Below are 22,982 nucleotides of genomic sequence, written 5' to 3'. Positions count from 1 at the left end.
GCCCGCCCCTTCTCTGAATGATATAACCTTGATCTAGTGTATCAATAATATGGGTCAATTTAAATATGCAATTTGAAGATATTTGCTATTCCATCAGTATACGCTAGTTTATGTCAGATAGATAACCCGGTTATAGGGCTGAAAGATTAATTTGTTCAATAAAAAGAGACAATTCTGGTTGCGTGGCCTGAATTGTCTCTGAAGGGTGGGCGTGCTGGTACCTTTGCCTTTAATAATTCGTCCTAAAAAAAGAATGTTATCCCTGATACAGTTCTAATTTTTTCATGAAATTAGTCAATAATTCAGTATACTCTTCCTGATCCTCTTCATCAGCCCATTCAATATAAGACAGGTTTCTGTTAATATCCTGGAGCAAAGATGCAAGCTGCGATAAATCTTCAAATTGATTTAATTCAATCGAGTAGAGTATTTTTAATAAATGACCATCATACATTTCTCCAGCAAGTGGATCATCTTTTAAAATTTCCAAAGCTTTTTTTATACCAAGACCCATAAAAACATTTTGAGCTAGCATTCTACTGACATCTTCTAAGTCTATCTCATCTATTCTTTTATCGATAAGTCTATCGTACCATTGATCCAAAGGATACTCAGATTCTTCTGTCTGAATATTTTGATTTAGTGCGTAAATCTCTTTAATTGGCTTGTTCATTTATTCTAATCTCCCGCTGGCAGGATTAACTTATTATTCAAAGATAAAACAAAAGGTTCAGCTCTATTTGTAATATTAAATCATCTTCGGATCTTTATAGCACCACTCAGAGTCATAAGTCATTGAATGTATCTTTTGTATATCTTCCCAGGTGTAGACCCAATCGTAATCAGCCACCCAAAAATAGTCCGATCTATTAAGATTCAGAAATTCATAAACAAAACTAAGAATAACCCCTTCTGCTCCAAACACTTCCTCTATTGTCCCCACTCGAATGAGTTCGTAATTAGGATCCAAATCAAGATCTTCATAGTCACTGAATATTACACTCTTATTTTCCTTTGCCTTCACATACATAATGAATTGATGATTATTCTCCTCACTATTATAGGAATGAGACAATATGTTCAACGTTGTAGAAGAAAATATTCCGTTTTCAAGATTTTTATGATTATCAAATATAAGTCGGTTATCGGAGTTAAACACCGCAATCATAGTGTCGGACAAAAATTTTTCTGGCGTATACTTCTCACGCTCCGTTAAGAAAAATGCAGTGGTTCCCATTTTATTTTATTACCTCCTTTAATTTTTCCAACGAATTGACGACGGTAACGCCATAAGACTTGATATCTTTTAACATGCTCTCATGCTCATCTCTTAGTTTATTTAAGGGTTTATCGATATATAGGACAACTTTTTTGTTCTCAGGATTGAAGAAATCAGGATGATCGCGCTGAGTCATTTTCAAAAATTGCTCAGAGTCTACAGCTTTAATTGAAGCTTTCACTTCAATTATTACATCTTTTGTAACAACATCTAAATCTCCGGCAGGTTGACCATCCTTTTTTAATACCTTTAGTCCAAATCCAACGATTTCTGTTTCGTCTCTTACAAAATTCGCAACCTTTGCTTCCGTTGCTTTACCAATGTTGGAGCTACCCAAAAAGTTATCAACATCCCGATTAATATTCTTTGGATGCTGATCTACCCATGTGAGTTCAGACCCAGCGAGGTTAGTGTACGTTGTTTTGCTCTTTTCCTTAACTAGAGTTCCACTATTTGTAATCTTTTGTGTATTACCAAGAGCAACAGTCTGTGCCTTATCACTCTTCGCCTTAGCAGCCTCAATATGCTTCTTAATCTTCGCCACGGCTGGACTAGATGATGGTAAGCGAAATGGCCCCTTGCCCCCCGGCATACTCCCACGAACCATCTGAATCGCCATAAACACTTGGGCAAATTTTAGAGAGGTAACCATGGTTTGAGCATAAGAATCAGAGACAGCTTCTCCTGTATAGGGATGTATTCCGTTCTGAAATGCCTTGATCTGTAGTGTGAATATATCCTCCCCAGGCGGATCAATATTCACAGCTTGCATACGATTTATATCCAGATTGCCTTGATCTCTCTCGTAAGCCTGAAGGGCAGCCTGATCCGTTACTCCCTTCTCGTTAACAGGGAGCCACGCATGTAGTGCGGAGTTATACGCCATCCGATAGCCCTTATCACCCGAATTTGAATCACCTGATGATTTGGTCATCAAAGCTGCGGCACCAACTGCTCCAGTTGCACCACCCAGACTTACCAACTGAGCATCTGCCTCTTGGAAGCGCGTAGCAATGTCCTCCAATTCTTTGGATGTGTTCACCATACTCTCCAGCGCTCTATCCAGTATAGGGCGGGATTGCTCAAACTCATAGTAAAACCGCTCCTGCGTTGCCCCCATCCACATCGTCTGAATGAACATGATCTGTCTCGTCAGATCACCCCGTATATGCTCCAACTGTTGTCTGGCCAGATCCACCTGATTCGATACGTGATGTAGTTGCTCAGGTGTTACTTTGATTGTACTCATACGTTTCTCCGCTCATTTTAAAATAGGATTAAGCTATGTTAGCAGAAGTTTGTAACACAGACCATCCGGCTAACATCCTGATTTGACCATTTTTTAAAACATAAGCTGTACTCATCATCGGTTCTATGGTCCTATATGCATTTACCCATTTCAAAGCACTTATCACCAGGAAATAATCGCCCTACCCTATCTCCTCCAAAAACGCCCGATACCGCCCAATCTGCTCCCCCGTCGCATCTTCTCGCAACGATTCCAATAGTGCCGCGCATTTTTTGAAATACTGATTCATCTCAAGCTCATCCGCTAACCTGAGTGCCTGCAAAATGAACTCCACCGCTTTCTTGTGCCTTCCCATGTATTGTTCGTATAAAGCTCGGTGATAACAGTAATGGTACAAATTATCGTTGTTTGAAGAATCTATTCCTCTGCCAGTACTTTGAACCTGACGCGCAATCATATGTAAAACTCGATCAATCTGCCAACGATACTGAACCGCAGCCTCCACAATCGTTCTCAGACCTGCTATACATTCCTCTGGATGCTCTAGCAGAAAATTCACATACTCCTCCAACAGCTCTGTATGCCCCGCTTCAATCTCCAGCGCACACCGATTCACCTGTGCTCGATGCCTAAACTCTTGCACTACCTGCATTCCCGCCTCATCCAGCTCTTCCATCCATGCTAGTTCTGCATACTGGTCGATACACGCCCGCGCCTGATCCACCTGCCCCATCTTCTGGTGAGCCATGCCCCGCATCTGGAGACTGAACCCGTAATAGTAGACCAACGGACGATCGGTATGGATGTATGGTAAAGGTAATCCCTTGGTACGGTGCTCCTGTCGCTCTTCATGAATGCACTGTACACATTGATATAACATGTCCGCCCTCTCCATCACCTTGTTCCAATTTTCAAAAGCAACAGCCATGTCCAACATTTCAACTATGATGTCCGGTTTAAGTGATTTTAGGATAGATTTACGCAAAGAGAAGCCCTCCTTTGATAGTATAGGCGAACAGAATTTCTAATTACTCCTGTGAAGTAATGATATTCGTTTATTATACTACTTAAAATGCGTAAATAACACCATTATTGCTATATATTTTAACCTGACTTTTATGACCCATCTTATCTAAGCTTATTATGAGGTGATTCAAATGTCAGAGTTACGCCAATTAATAGGTACACGAATTAGAGCAATGCGAAATGCCAAAGGACTTACGCAACAAAAGTTGGCTGATATTGCTGGGCTGGACTATAGATATATCGGAGCATTAGAAAGAGGCGAAAGAAACTTTTCCATAGATACGTTGGAGAAGGTTCTACTCGCCTTGAATATGGATATTAGTGAGTTGATGTTGGCTTCAAGCCATAACAGTGATTTTGTTAAACAACAAGCAATTGATGAATTCATTATAAATATTAGAATGCTAGATTACGAGCAGATAAAAGCAATACAAAAGATTAACAATGAATTATTCAGATTGTTGTAACAAACTTACAACCTCAACTGTTGATTATCTGCTATTTCATTAATAAGTAGAACTGCGCAAAAATGCTCTTTGGAAATAAATATTATTAATTGAGGATGGTAATTATGGCAAGACAAGTACGTTTAACGTTGTCTAAATTAGTTTCTAATGGTTATTTCCCAGCCGAACTAATCCCAGCTTTTAATACAAAGGAATTAGGCAACATCGTTAATGATATATTGCCGTCTCTGACTGGTATGAACATCAATATTAATAGTGAGAAAATATATTCAAGTAAGGGATGTTTACATACTATACCAAGAATACTACATCATCGTAGAACCCTGACAATTCCTAACCCTTTTCATCAAATAAAAGTATTTGATAGCATCTCTACAAATTGGACAGAGATAAAAAAAACAATTAACAGTTCACGCTACTCTATGACTAAGCCATTGATAAAAAAAGACTCCTTGAGAGCAATTGAGAGAAGGTATAGTTTTAATGATATTCCTTATCTTTTGCCTACTATATCATCTAATTCTAGATATCTATTAAAAACAGACATATCACGGTATTACCCTACAATATATACCCATTCTATTCCTTGGGCTTGTCATGGGAAATCTTTTGCCAAGCAAAAATCTAATCGGGGAAACGGGCATTACGGAAACTTACTAGATCTAACTGTAAGGAATACGCAAGATCAACAAACTATTGGTATACCTATAGGCCCTGATTCCTCTCTCGTCATTTCTGAACTAATTGGAGCTGCAATTGATAAGCAAATCTATCTAGAAACAAAAGCACAGGGTATTAGGTATCTAGATGATATGTATTTCTTTTTTAATTCAATATCAGATGCGGAAGAGGCATTAACTAAAATCCAAAACATCACAAAGATTTATGAACTTGAAATTAATCCAGAGAAAACACAAATCTATTCCTTACCCCTTGCTTTAGAGCCTGATTGGACATCAGAAATAAGAAATTATCGGTTTCGCAGCTCTATAAAAGGTCAAAGAACAGATCTGGTAACCTTTTTTTCAAAAGCTTATGAATACTCAAGAAGATATCCAAATGACTATATATTAAAATACTCATTATCTCGAATGAAACATATTATCGTGCAAGAGGCTAATTGGCCTTTGTATCAGTCGTTAATATTAAATGCCATGATCGCAGAACCCAGCGTACTACCTACTGCCACTGAAATCTTCATAAAATACAAAAACTTAAATTATGACTTAAACTATAAAGAATTAGAACAAACAATTAATAATATAATTTTCCACCATTCCAAATTAGGTCATGGCTACGAAATCTCATGGAGTTTATGGTTAGCTAAAAATCTAAGGCTAAAGATTAATAGAGCTTCTGCTAAACAGATTTCCCAAATGGATGATTGTATTTCTATGCTTACAGCTTTGGATCTAAGAGATAAAGGTCTCATACCATCTGGGCTTTCAACTACCGATTGGAATAAATATTTAAAACCAGAGGCACTCTATGAAGAACATTGGCTATTCGCATATGAAGCAGTCAAAAAAGGATGGATGACACCAAGAAACAACTATCTACTATCAGATCCTTTCTTTTCAATCCTTAATTTAAAAAACGTTAATTTTTATAATGCCGATCTATATCATTCTTCACATCAACCATTAAACACTCAAAATAAAGTAGTATCTGAAAATGTTACATTTTTCGGTTCAAACATTGATGTTGGCTATTAATTCGATTTTTATAACCTCATATTCTTAGAGTTGTTATCCGAACCACAAACATGCTTATTAAATTACGTCCGTCACCTAATTGTTGACGGACGTTCTATTATCTTTTAAGTTACACCCTCAAACAACCCGCTCAAACTCCGCAAACTCAATCCGATTACGCCCGTTCTGCTTCGCCTGATACAACGCCTTATCTACCGTAGCGAACAACTGCGTCAGATACCCCTCCGGATTGTCCGGTACATGCTCGTACTCAAAATCCTCAATAGACAGAATCCCTATACTAATCGTAATGGACACCTGCTTAATCTCGTGATCCACCACAATCAGGTTCGACTCCACTGCTAATCTCACGCGTTCCGCTAATTGTTCGGCTAAATTGCGCTCGGTATGCGGGAGGTAGATCATAAATTCCTCCCCTCCATATCGGGTCAGAATATCGGTACTCCGAATGGATTGTTTGACGGCCTGAGCCGTGCGATGCAGCACTTCATCCCCGATGACATGTCCGTAGCGATCATTGATCGCTTTGAAGTAATCAATATCCAGCAGTATAAGTGAAAACGGCGTTTTATATTGAATGTTGGTGATAACCTCATGATTCAGGTGTTGGGTCAGGTATCGGCGGTTGTAGCAGTCGGTCAGACTGTCCGTTAGGGCGAGTTCTTCCAGCTTACGATTGGCGTCGGACAACTCTAGACGAATGCGATCCAGGGCTTGATTACGCTCCTGAAGCGTTTCATTCTGCCGATTCATTTCTTTGACATAGAAACGCTCTTGAGAGACATCCTGAAACGTAAGGATATGACCGATGGGTTTACGATAAGAATCCACAATCGGAGACGATTGAAGGATATAATGACGGATGTCATCCCGCTCCACGATCACTTCAATTTGAGATAAGATATTCTCTTTTTGTTTATACTCATTCAGAAACTTCTGGCGGCTGCCCTCTACACGAACAGACCCCAGAAATGCTTCCATATCAAAAGAATCCCCCACATGCAGATCCATGAAGGATCTGGAGGCTTTGTTCAATTCAATAATCATCTCATTCTCATCCAATACAAGAATGCCGTAAGGAATGGTATTGATCACATCCTCGTGCGCAATGGAAACCAGATCGAAGACATTGTATCTTTTAATAACATAGACGAAGAAAAGATCGGACAGAAAGATCCCCAGTGAAGTCATTCCGGGAATGATGAACGGTAAATACGCTCTAAGAACCACATTAAGCAGAGCATCGATTGTCGCAAAAACAGCCAGCACGAATATGCCCCATAGTGTAACTTTCACCTGATTCTTAATCATGGAGGACGTTCGAGAAGAATATAGTGCCCGGAACAGAATAAAGAGGGAAGTTACAAAATAGCTCACAAGAATAACCATGACAACCCAGAACCAGGGTCCGTATGCCCGCTCCACATAACCGCCCTCCAGCGGTGTTACAAACCAGCTCCACGGGTTCAGGATCACGCCAACGGCTCCAATAATCGCGGGGATGAACAGCAGGAAGGATCTTTTTTTGCCTAATCGCTCCGCCTCACCCGTAATGAAGAGCGTAAGCAGAAGCCAACCACTCCCTAGCAAAGAGACCGCGACAAAGGACAAGGTTACATAAAACAACTGTAATCCCGGATCATCCGTCAACGTACTCGCAAATTGACAGAATGGCCAGAGCATCATCAAACCATGAAACAGAAAGTAAACCTTATGTAAGTTCGTAACTCTAACTGTTGCAAAAACATATACGTATACACCAAACAATAGGACGAATAGAACAAGATCATACCATACTAATGGGCTCACGAATCTTCTCCTTTTTGGATGCGACAACTATAATGTCAATGGATTAGCATACTTCTTAATTGTTAAATGAACCTTCAAAAAAACGTTTAAAAGGTATCTCTACATTACTGCTATTGGTTAAATTAACCACATCTTATCACACCGCTAATGGGGTGAGTAGCCCATACAATGGCAATCCCACCAACCTCTGATTGAATTTTGCGTTATTTTTGCGTTTTTGTGAATGAATTTGAACGTTTGGGATGCAAACCGGGAGGAAAGAAGGCCTTGTTAGCTGTCGTAAGATGAAAGAAAATACGTATGTAGAGCCCTCCGTCACCGGACGGCCCTCTTCTCATTCGTGTACAGTAGCCAAAGGCAGATTATCCGAGAACAGATCTGGATTTTCTTGGAGCATGTCCGTGATCACTTTCGTCAACATGGCCGCATCACACACTCTGACGAGTGCATCGCCAAGCTGTCCCTTACGCATCGCGCCTTTACGTTCAAGGACGTCATCCACTTTCCAAAAGTGCTCCGACCACGACAACCCACAATGTCTGCGGGAAGGCACCGAAATCTCGGTTCCATCGGGTAAAACCGTGCGTAACATCTCAGGCTCATCCGTTAGTCTGCCCGGGATATCCACCCATTCTTCGATACCATGGATAAACGTGTTTCGTTTCAGATCAACGCCGACCAAAAGGATGGTTGCCTTCCGATCAAGCAGCTTGCCCCAGGCGGAGCCTCTTGCGCATGGTGTATCGAAAAGATGATCGTCCTTCGTAAATGCTTCAGCATCCCGTCCCAGGGCTGCTACCGAGTGTGTAGGGTGCCATGAACGGACCACTCCAGGTCGTTTGCGATAAAGTTCGGGCAGAATACCGACGCAGCAGGGCGAGGATTCCACGTGGAACATCGGATTGTTCGCATTGATTGTGGACCATGTATGGGTTGGCAACACCAGCAGTCCGTCCTTCATATACTCGGTCAACGCATCCAACACCGTATCCGCGCCGCCTTCGACTTCGCCCATACTTTTCATGGAGGAGTGCATGAGCAGCGTTCCCTGGCCGTCGATGCCCAGCTGGTGGAGTTGGTGAAGTAAACTTTCTTGGGTATGCATGATTAATGTATAACCTCCTTTGGGCTATTATAGCAAAATAGAGCGTAGTCGACGGTACTATCGTTATCCTGTGATACCAAGTTTAATGCTTGCGATTATACAACATAAATTTAACTTAAATCATAAATAATGTTAATTCTGTGTCACTCATATGTTTATTTGCTCTGATATAATTTCTGCTAGGTAGACGAAAGGAGATTATAGGGTTGAAAAAAGAGTTTGGTGTATTGATGTTGTTAAGTGTCGTTTTGCTTTCAGGATGTGGATCAGATAAGCCCACAGCGGTTCCGCAAGGTTCGGGTGATTCTCCCAGTAAACAAGTAACAACACAGCCAGTGCACGGTACGAATGAAAAATTGCTGGGATCTTCAGAGGATGAAAAAGTAAAATTTTATAAACAAACCGACGGGGTAACACTGGACATTAACGGTAATAAAAAAGACTTTCCTTGGAATGTCCCTGTTGATACTGGAACTGCCCCGCAGGTATTTTATACGGATGTTACAGGCGATGGAAAAGAAGAGGCCGTAATTATTATCCAGACTGGACGAGGAACAGGTTTAAACAATTATGATATTCATGTCGTTAGTGCCGAGGATTTAAGCGAAATTAAAGTCCAAAGCTATGAGGAGATTGTTGCTAATCAGATTGAGACGCATGTTGCTAAAAAGGGCGACGGTACACTAGCGATCTCCGTTAAAGCACAAGGAAAAGAATATGATTTCAATTATGAGTTTGATCCAGCGCCGGATTACAAGCAAGACAGCCTTGCTTTTGGTGGTGTAAATATTTATTCATTGGAGAATCAAAAATTAAAATTGAACCTTGGAGGATCTGTAGGTGTGTCTCCCACATATGTATGTGATTTCAATATCACTTATAAATTCGATAGTGCCAAGAATGAATTTCTTGCTGATCATATTGAAGTTAAACCTATTGAAAAATAAAAAAAGGCTGACCACAATTGGTCCGCCTTTTTTGGTGGGTAATTAGATTAAACGACATAATCAAAGAATGTGTGTCCACCGACTACAATTTTAGAGCTGACTTGCACCGTGCTTACACCTGGAAACTTATAATAGAGTTTGTTACCCGAAGTGTAACTCAGTTCTGAAAATCTAGTATTAACAGTGTAAAAACACTTACCGCCGATTGGATTTGAGTAGCTACTTAGGTTTGAAGCGAGGCTAACAATGTTTTTCCAAGCTGCACTGTCTTTATCAGGTTTCAGACATTCAGCCAAGTTAGGATTACCTTCGTTAAAGCAACTAAAAGCATATGGAGCAAGCACGACTGCTTCAATCGAGTTGAGATTTTTAAATTCGTTGTGCGTGGAATTATTTTTATTACCTTCATTAAGTTAAGTTTTTTGTGGATCACCGGCGTCTCATGATATAAAGAGAAATGAGTCTCGGATTTTACAACCATTCTCCAAATTTTATTTCAATTCACTAATATCAAAAGTTTGTATTACCTCAATCATTTTGACATAAGAGCTCCTGTTTTAGATCTTCACGATGATCGGCGGGTACTTGTAATAAGGGGGATTTTAGCTTTGGTGCCCCATTTCAGGTCACAGACCCTGCGTCTCACAGCAAGACAAAATGGCCGGGGAACCCCCCGGCCATAAGGAAAGAATTTTTTATGAGTTCATGAATGAGTCCATGAATAACCAAACTATTTAATCACAACGTACTCCAGGTTCACCAGCTTCGCATAGGTCACGATCTGGTCAGTTGTCAGGTTCAAGGAAACCACGGTATGGTGACCGCCACCATTCTCGATCCAGGCTCTAACCCCATCCTGGAAGTTAGGCTTCACGTTCCACAGTACACGGGCTACCGGCAGATTAGGCGCTGGAACCGTCGGTTCAAATGCGGATACTTCGTTGATCAACAATTTGTAATGTGTTCCGAAGTCTGCCATGGATACCACGACACCTTCTCCTGCTTTGCCGTCGAATACGAGACGTGCAGGATCTTCACGATCGCCAATACCCAGTGGGGACACGATGATTTTCGGTTTATTGCTGGCGAGTGTCGGGTCCACTTCAAGCATATGAGATTGAAGTATAGCTTCTTGACCGGCTGCCATCTCGTACGTGTAATCCTCCATGAAACCCGTGTTTTCGTTATGAGCCATGACTTTGAGCAGGCGATCGAGTGCAGCCGTTTTCCAGTCCCCCTCACCAGCGAAGCCGTACCCTTGAGCCATCAGGCGTTGAACCGCCAGACCCGGAAGCTGCTTCATGCCATGCAGATCTTCGAAGTTGGTGGTGAAGGCAGTGTATCCACCTTCGTCCAGGAAACGTTTGATCGCAATCTCATAGCTTGCTTGCACACGTACACTCGCTTCCCAAGCTTCCTTGCTGTTTGTGCCATAATCGAATTCATACAACTCCGCATACTGGGCGATCAGATCATCGATTTCTTGCTCCGTCACAGCACTCACGTATTGCACGAGGTCACCAATGCCGAAGTAGTCGACAGTCCATCCGAATTGGATCTGCGCTTCCACTTTATCCCCTTCGGTTACGCCCACGTTGCGCATGTTGTCACCGAAACGAGCGACCTTGATGTTGAAGCTTTCGTTGTAGGCTACAGCTACGTCCATCCAATCTGCAACCTGCTGCTGCACTTCTGGACGCTCCCAGTAGCCAACAACGATTTTATTTTGTTTTCTCAGGCGGGCGTTGATGAAACCATATTCGCGGTCACCGTGAGCGGCTTGGTTCAGGTTCATGAAGTCCATGTCGATGGTAGCCCAAGGAATGCTTTCATTGAATTGTGTTGCGAGATGAAGCAACGGTTTTTGCAGCAATTTCGTACCCCGAATCCACATTTTCGCAGGCGAGAACGTATGCATCCAGGTGATAACACCCGCCACTTCGTCGCGATAGTTGACTTCTTTCATGATGCTCGTGATTTTATCTGCGCTTACCGCCAAATCCTGCAATACGAGCGGGTAAGGCAGGACGCCGCTTGCATTGAGGGCATCCGTGATTTTCTGTGCGTTAGCTTTAACCTCGCCCAGTGCTTCTTCCCCATACAGATGCTGCGATCCTACGACAAACCAAAACTGTTTAGCTGCTGTTGCTGACATGTAATCATCTTCTTTCCTATATAGTGTGTTTAACTCCATTTACACTTGATCACTCCGATTGCAGTACCATCTTCCGATCGCTGTTATCCCCGGATTTCTTTTATCTCTATATAAAGGAGGAAATCCGGTGATAAAGGCGAACGCTTCGCTTCTACAGATTGGTTCTGCACTCTCCGTTATCGTGTAAATCTTAAATCCTAATATAGATCACTCAGTAACCAGAACATTCTTCAATTCGCTGTTTTCCTGCTCATATCATTTTTGTCCGTAGTACGCGTCTTTCCCGTGTTTCCGCAAATAGTGTTTATCCAAAATGCCTTGCGGCAGTTCTTTGGCGAAGTTATTTAGCTGCCGGGCATAAAGGTTCATTTTGCACACTTCCTCCAGCACAACGCTGTTCACCACCGCCGACTTGGCATCTTTGCCCCACGTGAACGGTGCATGACCATGCAGCAATACGGCTGGAATTGCCATCACATCGAGTCCACGCTGCTCAAATGTCTCAATAATAACGCGGCCCGTCTCCGCTTCGTATCCGCGATCAATCTCACTCTGGTTCAAGAAACGGGCACAAGGTACGGCTCCATAGAATGTATCTGCATGCGTCGTTCCCATCACAGGTACGTCCAGGCCAGCTTGCGCCCAGATGGTCGCCCAGGTGGAATGAGTGTGCACGATACCACCGATTTCGGGGTAATGTTTGTACAGCACCGCGTGAGTCGCGGTATCTGACGAAGGTCTCATTTCCCCTTCCACCACATTGCCGTCCAGATCAACCACAACCATGTCGCTTGGTTTCATCTTGTCATAGCTGACACCACTCGGTTTGATGACAAACAGACCACTGTCCCGATCCATTGCGCTGACATTACCCCATGTGAACTTCACAAGTCCGTGCTTCGGCAGCTCCAGATTCGCCTCATAGACCTCTTCTTTCAGTTGTTCTAACATGTGTTAGTCCCTCCCGTTCTCTACCAGATGATCTACCGCCGCCTGCTCAATCGCGAGGCCCTTCCGATAACGTTCGATAAATGTTTCAAACCCTTTGACATCCGATGCGTCCGGTGCAACTTCCTCACCCTCGACATCTTTGAAGACCTTCTGTTCCAGGAACACATCCAGGCTCTCCTGCTGATCCTTGTTGATCATGTACGAAGCCAGAAGCGCCATACCCCATGCGCCGCCTTCACCCGCTGTAGACATCACTGACACGGGCACGTTCATCGCCGCGGCTACAATCCGTTGTCCGACGACAGGGGTCTTGAACAGACCGCCATGAGCCAAAATGCTGTCAATCGCCACATGCTCGTTCTTCGTCAAAATCTCCATGCCGATCTTCAGCGCACCGAATGCGGTAAACAGATGCGTTCGCATGAAATTCGCCAGATTAAAGTTGCTTTCCGGTGAGCGGACGAACAATGGACGGCCTTTGTCGATGCCCGTAATGTTCTCACCCGAGTAATAACCGTAGCTCAGCAAACCGCCGCCATCCGGGTCGGCTTCCAAAGCCTTATTGAACATCACGCTAAACAATTTGCCGGTATCTACTTCATAACCCATGGCCTCAGAAAATTCACGGAACAATCCAAGCCAGGCGTTGATATCACTGGAGCAGTTGTTGGCATGAACCATGCCAACCGGACTGCCATCCGGTGTCGTAACCATATCGATCTCGGGATACACTTTGGATAGTTCCTTCTCCAAGACAATCATCGCGAACACGGACGTGCCGACGGAGATATTGCCCGTACGCTTCCTCACGCTATTCGTTGCTACCATGCCTGTTCCGGCATCACCTTCTGGCGGACAGAGCGGAATGCCCGCCTGTAAATCGCCCGCAGGATCAAGTAGCTTGGCTCCCGCTTCGGTTAACTCACCAGCGTTCTCACCTGCGAGATACACCTTGGGAAGAAGGTCCTCGACCTTCCACGGATAACCTTTGCCCGCGATCCGTTCATCGAACTGATTAATCATGGTCGGGTGATAATTATGCGTAGACTCGTCAATTGGGAAAATACCCGAAGCGTCTCCGATACCGATGGCTTTATTGCCTGTCAGCAGCCAGTGTATGTAACCAGCCAAGGTTGTCAGGTGATCGATACGAGGCACATGGGCCTCTTCGTTCAAAATCGCTTGGTACAAGTGGGCGATGCTCCAGCGTTCCGGGATATTGAACTGCAGAAGGTCCGTCAGTTCTCTTGCAGCCGCGCCAGTGGTCGCGTTACGCCATGTCCGGAACGGGACCAGCAGTTCTCCTGCGCTATCCAATGCGATATATCCATGCATCATGGCAGAGAATCCGATGGAGCCTACCTTTTGCAGCGTAATTCCGTATTTCCGTTCCACGTCTTGTTTCATCTCGCGATATGCGGTCTGCATACCTGTGATGATGTCCTCCTGGTTATACGTCCAATATCCGTCTTTCAGAAGATTCTCCCATTCATAACTTCCGGATGCGATGGTCTCATAACGTTCGTCGATCAATACCGCCTTGATCCGTGTCGATCCAAATTCGATTCCTAGTGAAGTGGCTCCCTTGGTAATCGCTTCTTTCATATCCACATGACTCATGATCACGTAATCCCCTCTCTGATCACAGTAGGTAAAAGTTATAAATATAATGGGCTTATGATGATTAAAATGAATTCGTATTTCGGTTCATTGAAAAGAATGCGCTTTCCTTTTCTGACAGCCTTAGTATATTTTTTGTACGTACATTTGTCAATAATATATAATAGTTATACCTACATTGGTTACCATATAACGACTTAAGAATCGAAGACCTGTGCTCAACAGGCTACGTTGTAGAGTACACATTTCTAGTTTGTGACTGAATTTGTACGGTTTATTTCGTAAAAAATGCTGTTACATAGCCATTCGATTCGAAGCATGCTAAGATATGTACGTACAACTATGTATACAACCCTATTGATATAGATAAGTAACGATGAAAGAAGTGGACTGCGTGAAGCCAAAGTATCAGGTCATCATTGACGATATCAAAAGCAATATTCTATCGGGAACCTATAGCGTGGGCGAACAAATCCCTACCGAGTCCGCATTGCAGGACAGCTACAACGTGAGCCGCCAGACGGTTCGTAAGGCCATTCTGGAGCTATCAAATGAAGGATTTTTGAGAAGTGAAAAAGGTTCAGGCACCTATGTAAGCAATCTGTATCGATCCAGAACCGGCGGGAACACGATGAAAAAAACCATCGGCGTCATTACGACGTATATCTCTGATTACATCTTCCCCTCCATCATCCGCGGTATTGAGGGCCGGTTGAATGAAGACAATTATTCATTGCTGTTAGCCAGCACCAATAATGACGTTGCGCAAGAGAAAAAGGCACTTGAGATGATGCTGTCTTACGGTGTGGATGGCTTGATCGTCGAACCGACCAAAAGCAATCTGTACAATCCCAACATTGCGTACTACCTGTCGTTTAAGGAGCAGGACGTGCCGTTTACGATGATCAATGCCTTTTATGAAGAGCTGGAGGTGCCTTTCTTCTGTCTGGATGACGTGCAGTCCAGCTATCTCGCCACCCGGGAACTGATCGCCAAAGGACATTCCCAGATCGGCATTATTTCGAAAATGGATGATTTACAAGGGAAGTACCGGATGAAGGGATACATCAAGGCGCTGGGGGAAGCTAAATTACGTTTCCACCCCGAGCAGGTGCTTTCGTTCGATACGGCATCGAAGCCGGACCTGTCTACCAATGTGGAGGTGTTCCTGGTCGAAAACAGGGATGCGCTGACCTCCCTTGTCTGTTACAACGATGAGGTGGGGCTGGAGGTCGTACATGCCTGTAGAAAGCTGGGGATTTCCATTCCGGACGAGCTATCCATTATCGGCCAGGACAACTCATACATGGCCAAGAACGCCAATATCAAACTCACGACGTTAACCCATCCGCAAGAGCAAATGGGCCGCGACGCTGCAGATTGGGTCATCAAGAAACTGCAAGGCAAAAAGGATCTGCCCACCAACACCTATTACCAGCCCGTGCTGGTTGAGGGAGAGACAGTAAAAGAAATTGAATTGGAATAGTATTAGGACTGAGATTTTGGTTGATGGGGATTGCGGTATACAAGGGGGAATCACAGCCTCAACCACCCGCCCTTTGTCCGTGGTCGCCATGTTCTTGCTGATATACGAAAAGGCTGCCGTAATGGCAGCCTAAGATGTTTTGCTTTAGTCATTCTTTTTAGCTAGAGCGGGAACTAGCTTATAAGAAGTGTCTCCCCCAATGGAGAGGCCTCCGTTATTTTTTGATACCATTCCAGAACGTCAACTCATCAATTGGCAGTCGAGTAGTCGGATGTCCCGGTTGCGAAGCTTTGCCGATGGAAATGAGAATGGTTGGAACATAACGATCGGGAATATCGAACGCTTCAATAAATTTATTTTTATCGTAACCAGCCATTGGAACTGTATCATAACCACGCGCTTTGGCGGCGAGCATGAACTGCATCGATATTAGACCACAGTCAAATATTACGCCGTCCTTGATATATTGAGGATCCATGCTTCCCAGCATTCCCTTCATGTTGGTAACCAACGAATCCTTAACTTCCTTAGTCATATAACCAGCTTCTACAGAAGCGTCGTAAACGGAATCCACCTGTTTGATATACTCCAAATCACCCAGCACCGCAATAACGGCCGAGGCATCTACCACCTGCTGCTGGTTGTTCGCGATGGGAAGCAATTGTTCTTTCAGAGCCTGATCATTAAAGACAATGAATTTCCATGGCTGCATATTTGCGCCAGACGGAGCAAGAGCTGCTTCAGTCAGAATATCTTTCAATTCCTCCTCTGAAATGTTGAATGCAGGATCATAATGCCGTACAGAACGTCTTTCCTTTACCACTTCCATAAAGCTTTGCTCTTGTTTTACGCTCTCCATCCCATTTTGCCTCCCATATTTATACTGTGTAATATTTGACACAGTTAAAGATAAAAAAATACACCACTTAACTGTGCTAATATAAGCACAGTATATATGTGGATGGGTATGTTGTCAATTCTCCATGATCGGACTCATTCTGTTGGCCATGTCGGCAATGGTGTATTTTCGCAGGATTTCCAAAACGCTATGATTAATTTCCTCCGTAATATCATTGAACATATCATGCATCTGCATGCCAAATGGGTGATCTCCTGTGGATTCAAGCATTCCTTCGCACAGCGATGCCTCGGTCTGAAGCGACATATATATATCGGCCAGTGTCACGGATTCCGGCGGCTGCTTCATGCAATAACCTCCATCGCGTCCTTCACGAACCTCCAGAATGTTCTCCTGAGCGAGTTTCGCCAATATTCGGCGAATCAATGTTGCTTCTGAGCATAAATGATCGGCGATATTGTTACTTGGATAGCGGTTAGGACTATCAGACATGAACACAAGGGCCTGCAATGCCAAGCCGAATGCCTTGCTATTGGAGGGACAGGTATGTTTGGCCTTTTTCATCGTACAGGGCTCCCTTCTTCGTTGCGTCCTGTGTGAATTATAGCAAACCCCCAACTCCCGTTCAACATGGCATCAATCATATCCTCTAATCCTGGCACAGTAGGCAAGTAATATAGCTATTTTGTTCAAAGAAACTTCAAAACATCATATAATAACCACTTAACAAACCGTCATAACTGGTATATTATACAATTTCAGCAAAATTTTATTATATTCGAGAGAGGATTTCGAACTTGAAAAAGACGCTTTCTATGGTTGTCGTAGTAAATCTATTTCTCAGTTTTGCCTTCGGCTTTCAAGCGTTTGCAGATGATGACATGGCCGAATCGGGAGTTCACCCTGATGCCCATGTCGCAGAACAGGTACTGCAGCCTAGTGGGGAAATTATATCCGAACTTACCAAGGATGCTTCTGAGTTGGATTCATCCAAACTGAAGGAGCACCGGGTAAAGACATCTGTAAATTTGGAATCAGCTACAGCGTCTTCAGAATTACAAAAGGGACTCATTTCGTCTCCACAATCGATTATCGCTACAGCCACAGCAGAGACTAATACATACACGGGCTACATCCAACAACAAGGTACGTCCAGTTTTTTATACCCTATCTATGTACAACCGGGGAGCATACTGCAAGTACAAATGGATAATCCTGCTTCGGCGCAGCTAGATTACGATCTATATCTCTACGAATTTGACATGTCCACTGGTGATTTGAACCCCAATCCCATTGATTATTCAATTTATGGCACGTATCTGAATAACTACGGAAATGGATCAAGAACCTTGTCTGAAAATGTCGGTACGAAAAATAGCACCGCCAGTTCCAAAGCCTACTTAATTGAAGCCTACGGCGCAGTTGGAGGCAGCATCAATGAACCATTCACGCTAACCGTCTCAACTAGCTCAACCTATGATTCGTACGAGACGGATGAGAATGCGCTTCATGCTTATCCTTTCACAGTTGCAACTGGTGGCTCTACTCTTTCAAGCCGCTCCATTAATTCGGAGGTCGATCAGGATTGGTATAAGATCACGGTTCCTGAGAGCAGAAATTACGACGCCATGCGTATCGATCTGGATCAAGCCTCTGTAGGTAATGGCTATAAGGCGGAATTGTATGGTGCATTAAGCAACAATCGGATGGCATTAATGCCCTCCACCAACGGCAATGTGTCTCTAGGCACGGGCACATATTATTTGCGGGTGTATACAACAAGTAATTATTCAGATAACAACTACTCATTACATCTTCAGCCCGTATTAAGAGCAGTAAAGTCGTGATCACAGGTTATAATTCCAATGGCGGTCCGAATGACTACCCCACATATGCCTATGGTCGCTACTATCGGATAACGGGAACCAGTTTTACGGTGACTGGCGTTGCCGCGACTTCAGATAACTATGCGGTAGCCAATGCGGAAGTCGAAGTCATTTGGGAGAATGATTATTGGTCCGAAGGCAGCAACAACAGATATCGGAGCGCCAAGGTGATGACAAACAGCAGCGGCCAATTCACTGCTACGTTATCTCTTCCTCCTTCCACCGGGAGCATAAGTCAATACTTGCCGGGAGCCATAAGCTTCACTCACTACTATGATATTTGTGGTGTGCTGGCGAAAGTAACGAGTCGTCCAAGTGCAAATGATACGGATATTGTGTATCACTTTGCCTACAGTATTTACGGAGGTTAAAACATAGCGAGAAAAAGCAATGGGCCATTCCTCAGCATGCCTGTTGCTTTTTTTGTCCAATCATATTAAAAATATGGAAGATTATTCCGATACTATGATGAGAAGAGAATATTTGGAATACATTAAACGAATAGGGGTGTGTAATTATGAAGGTTCAAAGTACGACTCAGTTTGACCTCAATACCTACATTCAATCGAAACAACGCGCGGATAAGCCCGCCTTGGTCACAGGCACGATACCCGAACTGTCACATAACAACGACACAGTGGAGATCAGTCCGGCTTCCAGACAGTTAGCAGCCTCCGATATTGTAAATCATGCCGCTACATATTTTGGAACCGTTCAAATCAATGATTCATTGAATCGTCTACTTACAGATCAACCCTCTGAGGTGAAGGAAGCTGTCTATGGCATCATTCAATCCAATTTCATTACTAACGTAACCGGGGAAGAGGACAGATCAGCATTGCTGGAATTGGGTCTCACTCAAGCAAAGTATATCGCGGACAACTATATGAAAGGGGATAAAGCGACGGAATTCATGAATACGATTCGTCAAATCGCCGCCATCTCTACAACCAGAACCGTAGACCCTGAGACGAAAGAAATCCATTACGAGATTCCTCCTCAGAGACCGGTCGGGGCTCCAGATGATTATGTCGATCTAACTTATATGATGAAGAAATTTGAACCGAAAACGCTGGACAAGCTCCAGGATGCAATTGTGAACGGGAAAGACTGGAACAGCATCCTGCAAAGCTTTGCCAAGAATGTATCGACTCAGCAGGATTGGTTGAAGGAATACAAAGAGGACGTAGCCAAACCGATTGGGAATATCGATGGGGAAAATAGATTCGAAAAAGCCTCTACTACCAGCTTGTCTGAGTTTGTCAAAAATATCAAAGACATCATTGCCCATGACGGATTAGGAGGATTACTAGCGGATAATATAGAAGCGTTTATGCGAACTTTGGCAAGCCCGAAATCCATACGATAATGGAAATAATTTACCAAAATGTCTGATCAGCATGCCACTGAGAATCAAGACAATAACGTTATACAACCCAAGATTAGTTCTCAGTGATGTCATGCTCTAAACCTTTTTTCCTATTTGAATTTAATGTCAGCCACTTGACCCCTTTCAACAAAACCTATATTTTGATAAACCTTATTCGCATCAAGGTTCTTCAAATCAGCATATAGCATCGGATCTTAACCCTCTGATTTGAGGATACAACTTAACTCTGCTACAATTGCACTTGCATACCCATGTTTACGAAAGGCAGGAATGAGAATAGCCGTACGGATCTCTGGTCCGTACGGCTATTCTCGGTTAATCATGTGCTTTTAACTTATGGATTATTTCCAGAGCTCTTCAGCAATTTCTTTAATGAAAGCAAGTTTGCGCCATTGCTGCTCTTCTGTCAGATGGTTGCCTTCTTCCGTGGAAGCGAATCCGCACTGCGGGCTCAGGCAAATCCTGTCCAGATCGACATACTGCTTTGCTTCTTCGATACGTTTCAGAATGTCTTCTCTGCTCTCAAGCTCACCGAATTTGGAAGAAAACAGACCCAGCACGACTTGTTGATTTTCCTTCAGGAAACGAAGTGGTTTGAAATCGCCTGCCCGATCCGTATCATATTCCAGATAGAAACCGGAATAGTTATCAATGTTCAGGAGCGTTTGCGCGATCGGCTCATAGCCTCCACCAACACCGGCATATGTCGAAACGTAATTGCCACGACATACATGTGTTGTTACAACGAGATCCTCCGGCAGACCAGATACAACTTCTTCATTCAATTTTGCAAGTTCGTTCGCATAGTCTGCCACATTCACGCCGATCTGCTCCATCACTGTAATGAACTGTTGGTCACAAAGTGCTCCCCACGTGCAATCATCAATTTGCACGCTGCGGCAGCCCGCATCGTACAAGGCCAGGATTGCCTCTTTGTATGCTTTGGCAATGTCTGCGAGAAGCTCTTGGCGGTTCGGGTAAATGGCTTGCGTGCTCTCTTTGTTTTCCTCCCGGTCCAGTTCGAACAGGAACTGTGCCGCAGCAGGGATAGATTGACGCGCTACGACGTCATCGCCTGCAATGCCTTTTAGAAACGCATAGTGAGAAACAAACGGATGGTTGCTGTAACTGATTTTTCCGGTCAGACTTGCTGTTTCAGGTCTGGATTTGGCACCATTAAACTGGTATCCTTGATCGATGATAGTCCGATCCACACCGTCGAATCCCCAGAAAAAGTCCAGGTGCCACCAGGAGCGACGGAATTCACCGTCAGTTACAGCTTGAAGGCCAACTTCCTTTTGTTTTTGCACAAGCTTAATGATTTCGGCGTTTTCTACTTCCTGTAGTTGGTCCGAAGTAATTTCGCCGTTTTGGTATTTCAATCTGGCCTCTTTCAACGTACTTGGGCGCAAGAAGCTGCCTACGATATCATATCGAAATGGAGTGACGGTCCGCTGTTTAGGTTCGGTTTGGATGCTCATATGTTAATCTCCCCGTATATCATAATAAAACTAAACATAACATATCCGATCGGATTTAAGTTCTATGAATGAACTATAGCAGGCTATAGTTATAAGCTATAGCTGAGTTCCATTTCCTTTACCCGTAAGCTAATTACATATCCATAAGGACAAATTTTATTTACCTTGTTGACTTAAACCATAGTTTAAGTCGTATGCTATTCCTGTCGACAGAGTTAGCACCCATTTGGAGGTCTCCAACATGAAGTATTTTTCTATTAGCGAAGCTTCAGCCCAATTGAATATTCCAGACTCAACATTACGTTATTATGAAAAAAAAGGGCTTCTGCCTTTAATCGAACGGGATGATGCTGGGAGGCGGTTATTTTCAGAAAACCAGATGGCGCTATTGGAAACCCTTGTTTGTTTAAAAAACACGCATATGCCCATTAGTCAAATTAAGCGATATATAGATTGGATCGTAGAAGGCAATCGTACGCTCGATGCCAGGCTTGAAATGATGCAAAAACACAAGCAGGCGGTGCTGGATGAGATTTCGATCATGCAGGAATCCCTAAAGGGAATAGATTATAAAATCACACGTTACACCCATCAGATACAGGAAAGAAACCAAGACGAGGACTAAAAGGAGAGATCATATAATGAAACTTTCAGGGAATACAATACTCATTACGGGAGGAAGCTCTGGAATCGGATTAGCATTTGCCGAGCGCTTCTTAAAAGCCGGAAATACCGTTATTGTTACGGGACGACGAGCAGATGTACTTCAACATGCGAAAGAAACACATCCTGGACTTATTACGTATGTGAATGATCTGAATATGGAATCCGAGCGTGCTGCATTGTTTGATTGGGTAACCGCGAACTATCCGGAAGTGAATGTGTTAGTCAACAATGCCGGTATCCAACAACGTTTTAATATGCTGACAACGGATGCGAAGAACGATTGGAGTTATTTCAATAAAGAAATTACAACGAATATTGAAGCTCCATTTCATCTATCCATGTTGTTCGCTCCTTATCTTGCAACCAAAGAAGAGGCGACGATTATTAACGTCACTTCAGGGTTGGCCTTCACGCCGTTTGCGATTGCTCCGATCTATTCAGCAACCAAGGCGGCCCTTCACTCCTTTACAATCAGCCTGAGACACCAGCTCTCGGATACGTCTGTAGAGGTCATTGAAGTTGCTCCTCCGGCAGTAAGTACAGATCTGGGTGGGGCAGGGTTGCATACACAAGGAGAACCATTGGATGCCTTCGCAGATGGAATCTTCAAAGGATTGGAAGAAGGTCACCAGGAAATCGGGTATGGTACTTCTGTCGCTCGCTTACGCATGTCCCGAGATGAAGTTGACGAGTACGCCTCACAGATGTATAACGCAACGAAAAGTCTAATTGAATAACTCGCATACGAGCCACGTGCTCCTATTGATCAGCGCTGGATAGTAACATAAAGGCCACTCCAAATATAAACTGTACCCTATATAAAGGACATTTCTAAAAAAAGACCTACATGGCTTGAAGAAGGTGGTCTCTGTACTCTACAGGGGTCATCCT

Annotated in this window: 19 protein-coding genes and 1 pseudogene; 8 read left to right on the top strand and 12 right to left on the bottom strand. The window is 43.5% G+C overall.

Going from position 1 to position 22,982, the window contains the following annotated elements:
• Positions 1-256: 256 nt before the first annotated feature.
• The 4 genes from ACFTRD_RS20925 to ACFTRD_RS20910 all read right to left on the bottom strand — a co-directional run bounded on the left by ACFTRD_RS20925 (position 257) and on the right by ACFTRD_RS20910 (position 3,513).
• A complete protein-coding gene (locus tag ACFTRD_RS20925; RefSeq protein ID WP_379383369.1) occupies positions 257-673 on the bottom strand; it encodes a contact-dependent growth inhibition system immunity protein in 417 nt (138 codons plus the stop codon).
• Positions 674-748: 75 nt separating this feature from the next.
• Positions 749-1,237: a hypothetical protein gene (locus ACFTRD_RS20920; protein WP_379383367.1), complete on the bottom strand. Its 489-nt coding sequence runs from the start codon at positions 1,235-1,237 to the stop codon at positions 749-751.
• 1 nt (position 1,238) lies between these two features.
• Positions 1,239-2,528 (bottom strand): WXG100 family type VII secretion target, encoded by a 1,290-nt coding sequence (locus ACFTRD_RS20915; RefSeq protein ID WP_379383365.1) that lies wholly within the window; start codon positions 2,526-2,528, stop codon positions 1,239-1,241.
• 181 nt (positions 2,529-2,709) lie between these two features.
• Positions 2,710-3,513 carry a DNA-binding protein gene (locus ACFTRD_RS20910; protein ID WP_379383363.1) on the bottom strand — a complete coding sequence of 268 codons (804 nt, stop codon included), beginning with the start codon at positions 3,511-3,513 and terminating at the stop codon, positions 2,710-2,712.
• 172 nt (positions 3,514-3,685) lie between these two features.
• Here ACFTRD_RS20910 and ACFTRD_RS20905 point away from each other — a divergent pair, with 172 nt between their 5' ends.
• Together ACFTRD_RS20905 and ACFTRD_RS20900 are read left to right on the top strand one after the other, a co-directional pair.
• On the top strand, positions 3,686-4,021 hold the full coding sequence (locus ACFTRD_RS20905) for a helix-turn-helix domain-containing protein (protein WP_379383360.1): 336 nt from the start codon (positions 3,686-3,688) through the stop codon (positions 4,019-4,021).
• Between the two features lie 104 nt (positions 4,022-4,125).
• Positions 4,126-5,736, top strand: a complete 1,611-nt coding sequence (locus tag ACFTRD_RS20900; RefSeq protein ID WP_379383358.1) for a reverse transcriptase domain-containing protein — start codon at positions 4,126-4,128, stop codon at positions 5,734-5,736.
• 117 nt (positions 5,737-5,853) lie between these two features.
• On the opposite strand, the gene ACFTRD_RS20895 is transcribed toward ACFTRD_RS20900, so the two are convergent.
• Both ACFTRD_RS20895 and ACFTRD_RS20890 read right to left on the bottom strand, forming a co-directional pair.
• Positions 5,854-7,545 (bottom strand): histidine kinase N-terminal 7TM domain-containing diguanylate cyclase, encoded by a 1,692-nt coding sequence (locus ACFTRD_RS20895; RefSeq protein WP_379383356.1) that lies wholly within the window; start codon positions 7,543-7,545, stop codon positions 5,854-5,856.
• Positions 7,546-7,879: 334 nt separating this feature from the next.
• A complete protein-coding gene (locus ACFTRD_RS20890; protein WP_379383354.1) occupies positions 7,880-8,650 on the bottom strand; it encodes an AAC(3) family N-acetyltransferase in 771 nt (256 codons plus the stop codon).
• Between the two features lie 206 nt (positions 8,651-8,856).
• On the opposite strand from ACFTRD_RS20890, the gene ACFTRD_RS20885 reads away from it, so the two are divergent.
• Positions 8,857-9,597 (top strand): hypothetical protein, encoded by a 741-nt coding sequence (locus ACFTRD_RS20885; RefSeq protein ID WP_379383352.1) that lies wholly within the window; start codon positions 8,857-8,859, stop codon positions 9,595-9,597.
• Positions 9,598-10,327: 730 nt separating this feature from the next.
• Here the strand turns inward: ACFTRD_RS20885 and araA are convergent.
• The 3 genes from araA to ACFTRD_RS20870 form a co-directional block, all read right to left on the bottom strand.
• Positions 10,328-11,752, bottom strand: a complete 1,425-nt coding sequence (gene araA / locus ACFTRD_RS20880) for an L-arabinose isomerase (RefSeq protein WP_379383350.1) — start codon at positions 11,750-11,752, stop codon at positions 10,328-10,330.
• Positions 11,753-12,007: 255 nt separating this feature from the next.
• Positions 12,008-12,703: an L-ribulose-5-phosphate 4-epimerase gene (locus tag ACFTRD_RS20875; RefSeq protein ID WP_379383348.1), complete on the bottom strand. Its 696-nt coding sequence runs from the start codon at positions 12,701-12,703 to the stop codon at positions 12,008-12,010.
• Positions 12,704-12,706: 3 nt separating this feature from the next.
• Positions 12,707-14,323, bottom strand: a complete 1,617-nt coding sequence (locus ACFTRD_RS20870; RefSeq protein ID WP_379383346.1) for a xylulokinase — start codon at positions 14,321-14,323, stop codon at positions 12,707-12,709.
• Between the two features lie 394 nt (positions 14,324-14,717).
• Here ACFTRD_RS20870 and ACFTRD_RS20865 point away from each other — a divergent pair, with 394 nt between their 5' ends.
• Positions 14,718-15,809, top strand: a complete 1,092-nt coding sequence (locus ACFTRD_RS20865) for a GntR family transcriptional regulator (protein WP_379383344.1) — start codon at positions 14,718-14,720, stop codon at positions 15,807-15,809.
• Positions 15,810-16,023: 214 nt separating this feature from the next.
• On the opposite strand, the gene ACFTRD_RS20860 is transcribed toward ACFTRD_RS20865, so the two are convergent.
• Together ACFTRD_RS20860 and ACFTRD_RS20855 are read right to left on the bottom strand one after the other, a co-directional pair.
• Positions 16,024-16,668: a nitroreductase family protein gene (locus ACFTRD_RS20860; protein ID WP_379383342.1), complete on the bottom strand. Its 645-nt coding sequence runs from the start codon at positions 16,666-16,668 to the stop codon at positions 16,024-16,026.
• A gap of 114 nt (positions 16,669-16,782) precedes the next feature.
• Positions 16,783-17,232, bottom strand: a complete 450-nt coding sequence (locus ACFTRD_RS20855; protein WP_379383340.1) for an RrF2 family transcriptional regulator — start codon at positions 17,230-17,232, stop codon at positions 16,783-16,785.
• A 224-nt stretch (positions 17,233-17,456) separates the two neighbouring features.
• On the opposite strand from ACFTRD_RS20855, the pseudogene ACFTRD_RS20850 reads away from it, so the two are divergent.
• Both ACFTRD_RS20850 and ACFTRD_RS20845 read left to right on the top strand, forming a co-directional pair.
• A pseudogene (locus tag ACFTRD_RS20850) lies at positions 17,457-18,925 on the top strand (hypothetical protein).
• 146 nt (positions 18,926-19,071) lie between these two features.
• Positions 19,072-19,923 carry a hypothetical protein gene (locus ACFTRD_RS20845; protein WP_379383338.1) on the top strand — a complete coding sequence of 284 codons (852 nt, stop codon included), beginning with the start codon at positions 19,072-19,074 and terminating at the stop codon, positions 19,921-19,923.
• 362 nt (positions 19,924-20,285) lie between these two features.
• On the opposite strand, the gene ACFTRD_RS20840 is transcribed toward ACFTRD_RS20845, so the two are convergent.
• Positions 20,286-21,425 carry a 5-methyltetrahydropteroyltriglutamate--homocysteine S-methyltransferase gene (locus ACFTRD_RS20840; protein ID WP_379383336.1) on the bottom strand — a complete coding sequence of 380 codons (1,140 nt, stop codon included), beginning with the start codon at positions 21,423-21,425 and terminating at the stop codon, positions 20,286-20,288.
• 241 nt (positions 21,426-21,666) lie between these two features.
• On the opposite strand from ACFTRD_RS20840, the gene ACFTRD_RS20835 reads away from it, so the two are divergent.
• Both ACFTRD_RS20835 and ACFTRD_RS20830 read left to right on the top strand, forming a co-directional pair.
• Positions 21,667-22,050, top strand: coding sequence for a MerR family transcriptional regulator (locus tag ACFTRD_RS20835; RefSeq protein WP_379383334.1), 384 nt, complete (start codon positions 21,667-21,669; stop codon positions 22,048-22,050).
• 16 nt (positions 22,051-22,066) lie between these two features.
• Positions 22,067-22,828 carry an SDR family oxidoreductase gene (locus ACFTRD_RS20830; RefSeq protein ID WP_379383332.1) on the top strand — a complete coding sequence of 254 codons (762 nt, stop codon included), beginning with the start codon at positions 22,067-22,069 and terminating at the stop codon, positions 22,826-22,828.
• Positions 22,829-22,982: the final 154 nt, after the last annotated feature.

Source organism: Paenibacillus sp. NPDC056933 (genome assembly GCF_042674385.1).
Taxonomy (GTDB): domain Bacteria; phylum Bacillota; class Bacilli; order Paenibacillales; family Paenibacillaceae; genus Paenibacillus.
Note: the sequence above shows the minus strand (reverse complement) of the source record. Positions and strands in the feature narration are given on the sequence as shown.

Coding starts and splice junctions, on each gene's coding strand:
- ACFTRD_RS20925 (WP_379383369.1), bottom strand. CDS start 673: ATGAACAAGCCAATTAAAGAGATTTACGCACTAAATCAAAATATTCAG.
- ACFTRD_RS20920 (WP_379383367.1), bottom strand. CDS start 1,237: ATGGGAACCACTGCATTTTTCTTAACGGAGCGTGAGAAGTATACGCCA.
- ACFTRD_RS20915 (WP_379383365.1), bottom strand. CDS start 2,528: ATGAGTACAATCAAAGTAACACCTGAGCAACTACATCACGTATCGAAT.
- ACFTRD_RS20905 (WP_379383360.1), top strand. CDS start 3,686: ATGTCAGAGTTACGCCAATTAATAGGTACACGAATTAGAGCAATGCGA.
- ACFTRD_RS20900 (WP_379383358.1), top strand. CDS start 4,126: ATGGCAAGACAAGTACGTTTAACGTTGTCTAAATTAGTTTCTAATGGT.
- ACFTRD_RS20890 (WP_379383354.1), bottom strand. CDS start 8,650: ATGCATACCCAAGAAAGTTTACTTCACCAACTCCACCAGCTGGGCATC.
- araA (WP_379383350.1), bottom strand. CDS start 11,752: ATGTCAGCAACAGCAGCTAAACAGTTTTGGTTTGTCGTAGGATCGCAG.
- ACFTRD_RS20875 (WP_379383348.1), bottom strand. CDS start 12,703: ATGTTAGAACAACTGAAAGAAGAGGTCTATGAGGCGAATCTGGAGCTG.
- ACFTRD_RS20870 (WP_379383346.1), bottom strand. CDS start 14,323: ATGAGTCATGTGGATATGAAAGAAGCGATTACCAAGGGAGCCACTTCA.
- ACFTRD_RS20860 (WP_379383342.1), bottom strand. CDS start 16,668: ATGGAGAGCGTAAAACAAGAGCAAAGCTTTATGGAAGTGGTAAAGGAA.
- ACFTRD_RS20855 (WP_379383340.1), bottom strand. CDS start 17,232: ATGAAAAAGGCCAAACATACCTGTCCCTCCAATAGCAAGGCATTCGGC.
- ACFTRD_RS20845 (WP_379383338.1), top strand. CDS start 19,072: ATGAAGGTTCAAAGTACGACTCAGTTTGACCTCAATACCTACATTCAA.
- ACFTRD_RS20840 (WP_379383336.1), bottom strand. CDS start 21,425: ATGAGCATCCAAACCGAACCTAAACAGCGGACCGTCACTCCATTTCGA.
- ACFTRD_RS20835 (WP_379383334.1), top strand. CDS start 21,667: ATGAAGTATTTTTCTATTAGCGAAGCTTCAGCCCAATTGAATATTCCA.
- ACFTRD_RS20830 (WP_379383332.1), top strand. CDS start 22,067: ATGAAACTTTCAGGGAATACAATACTCATTACGGGAGGAAGCTCTGGA.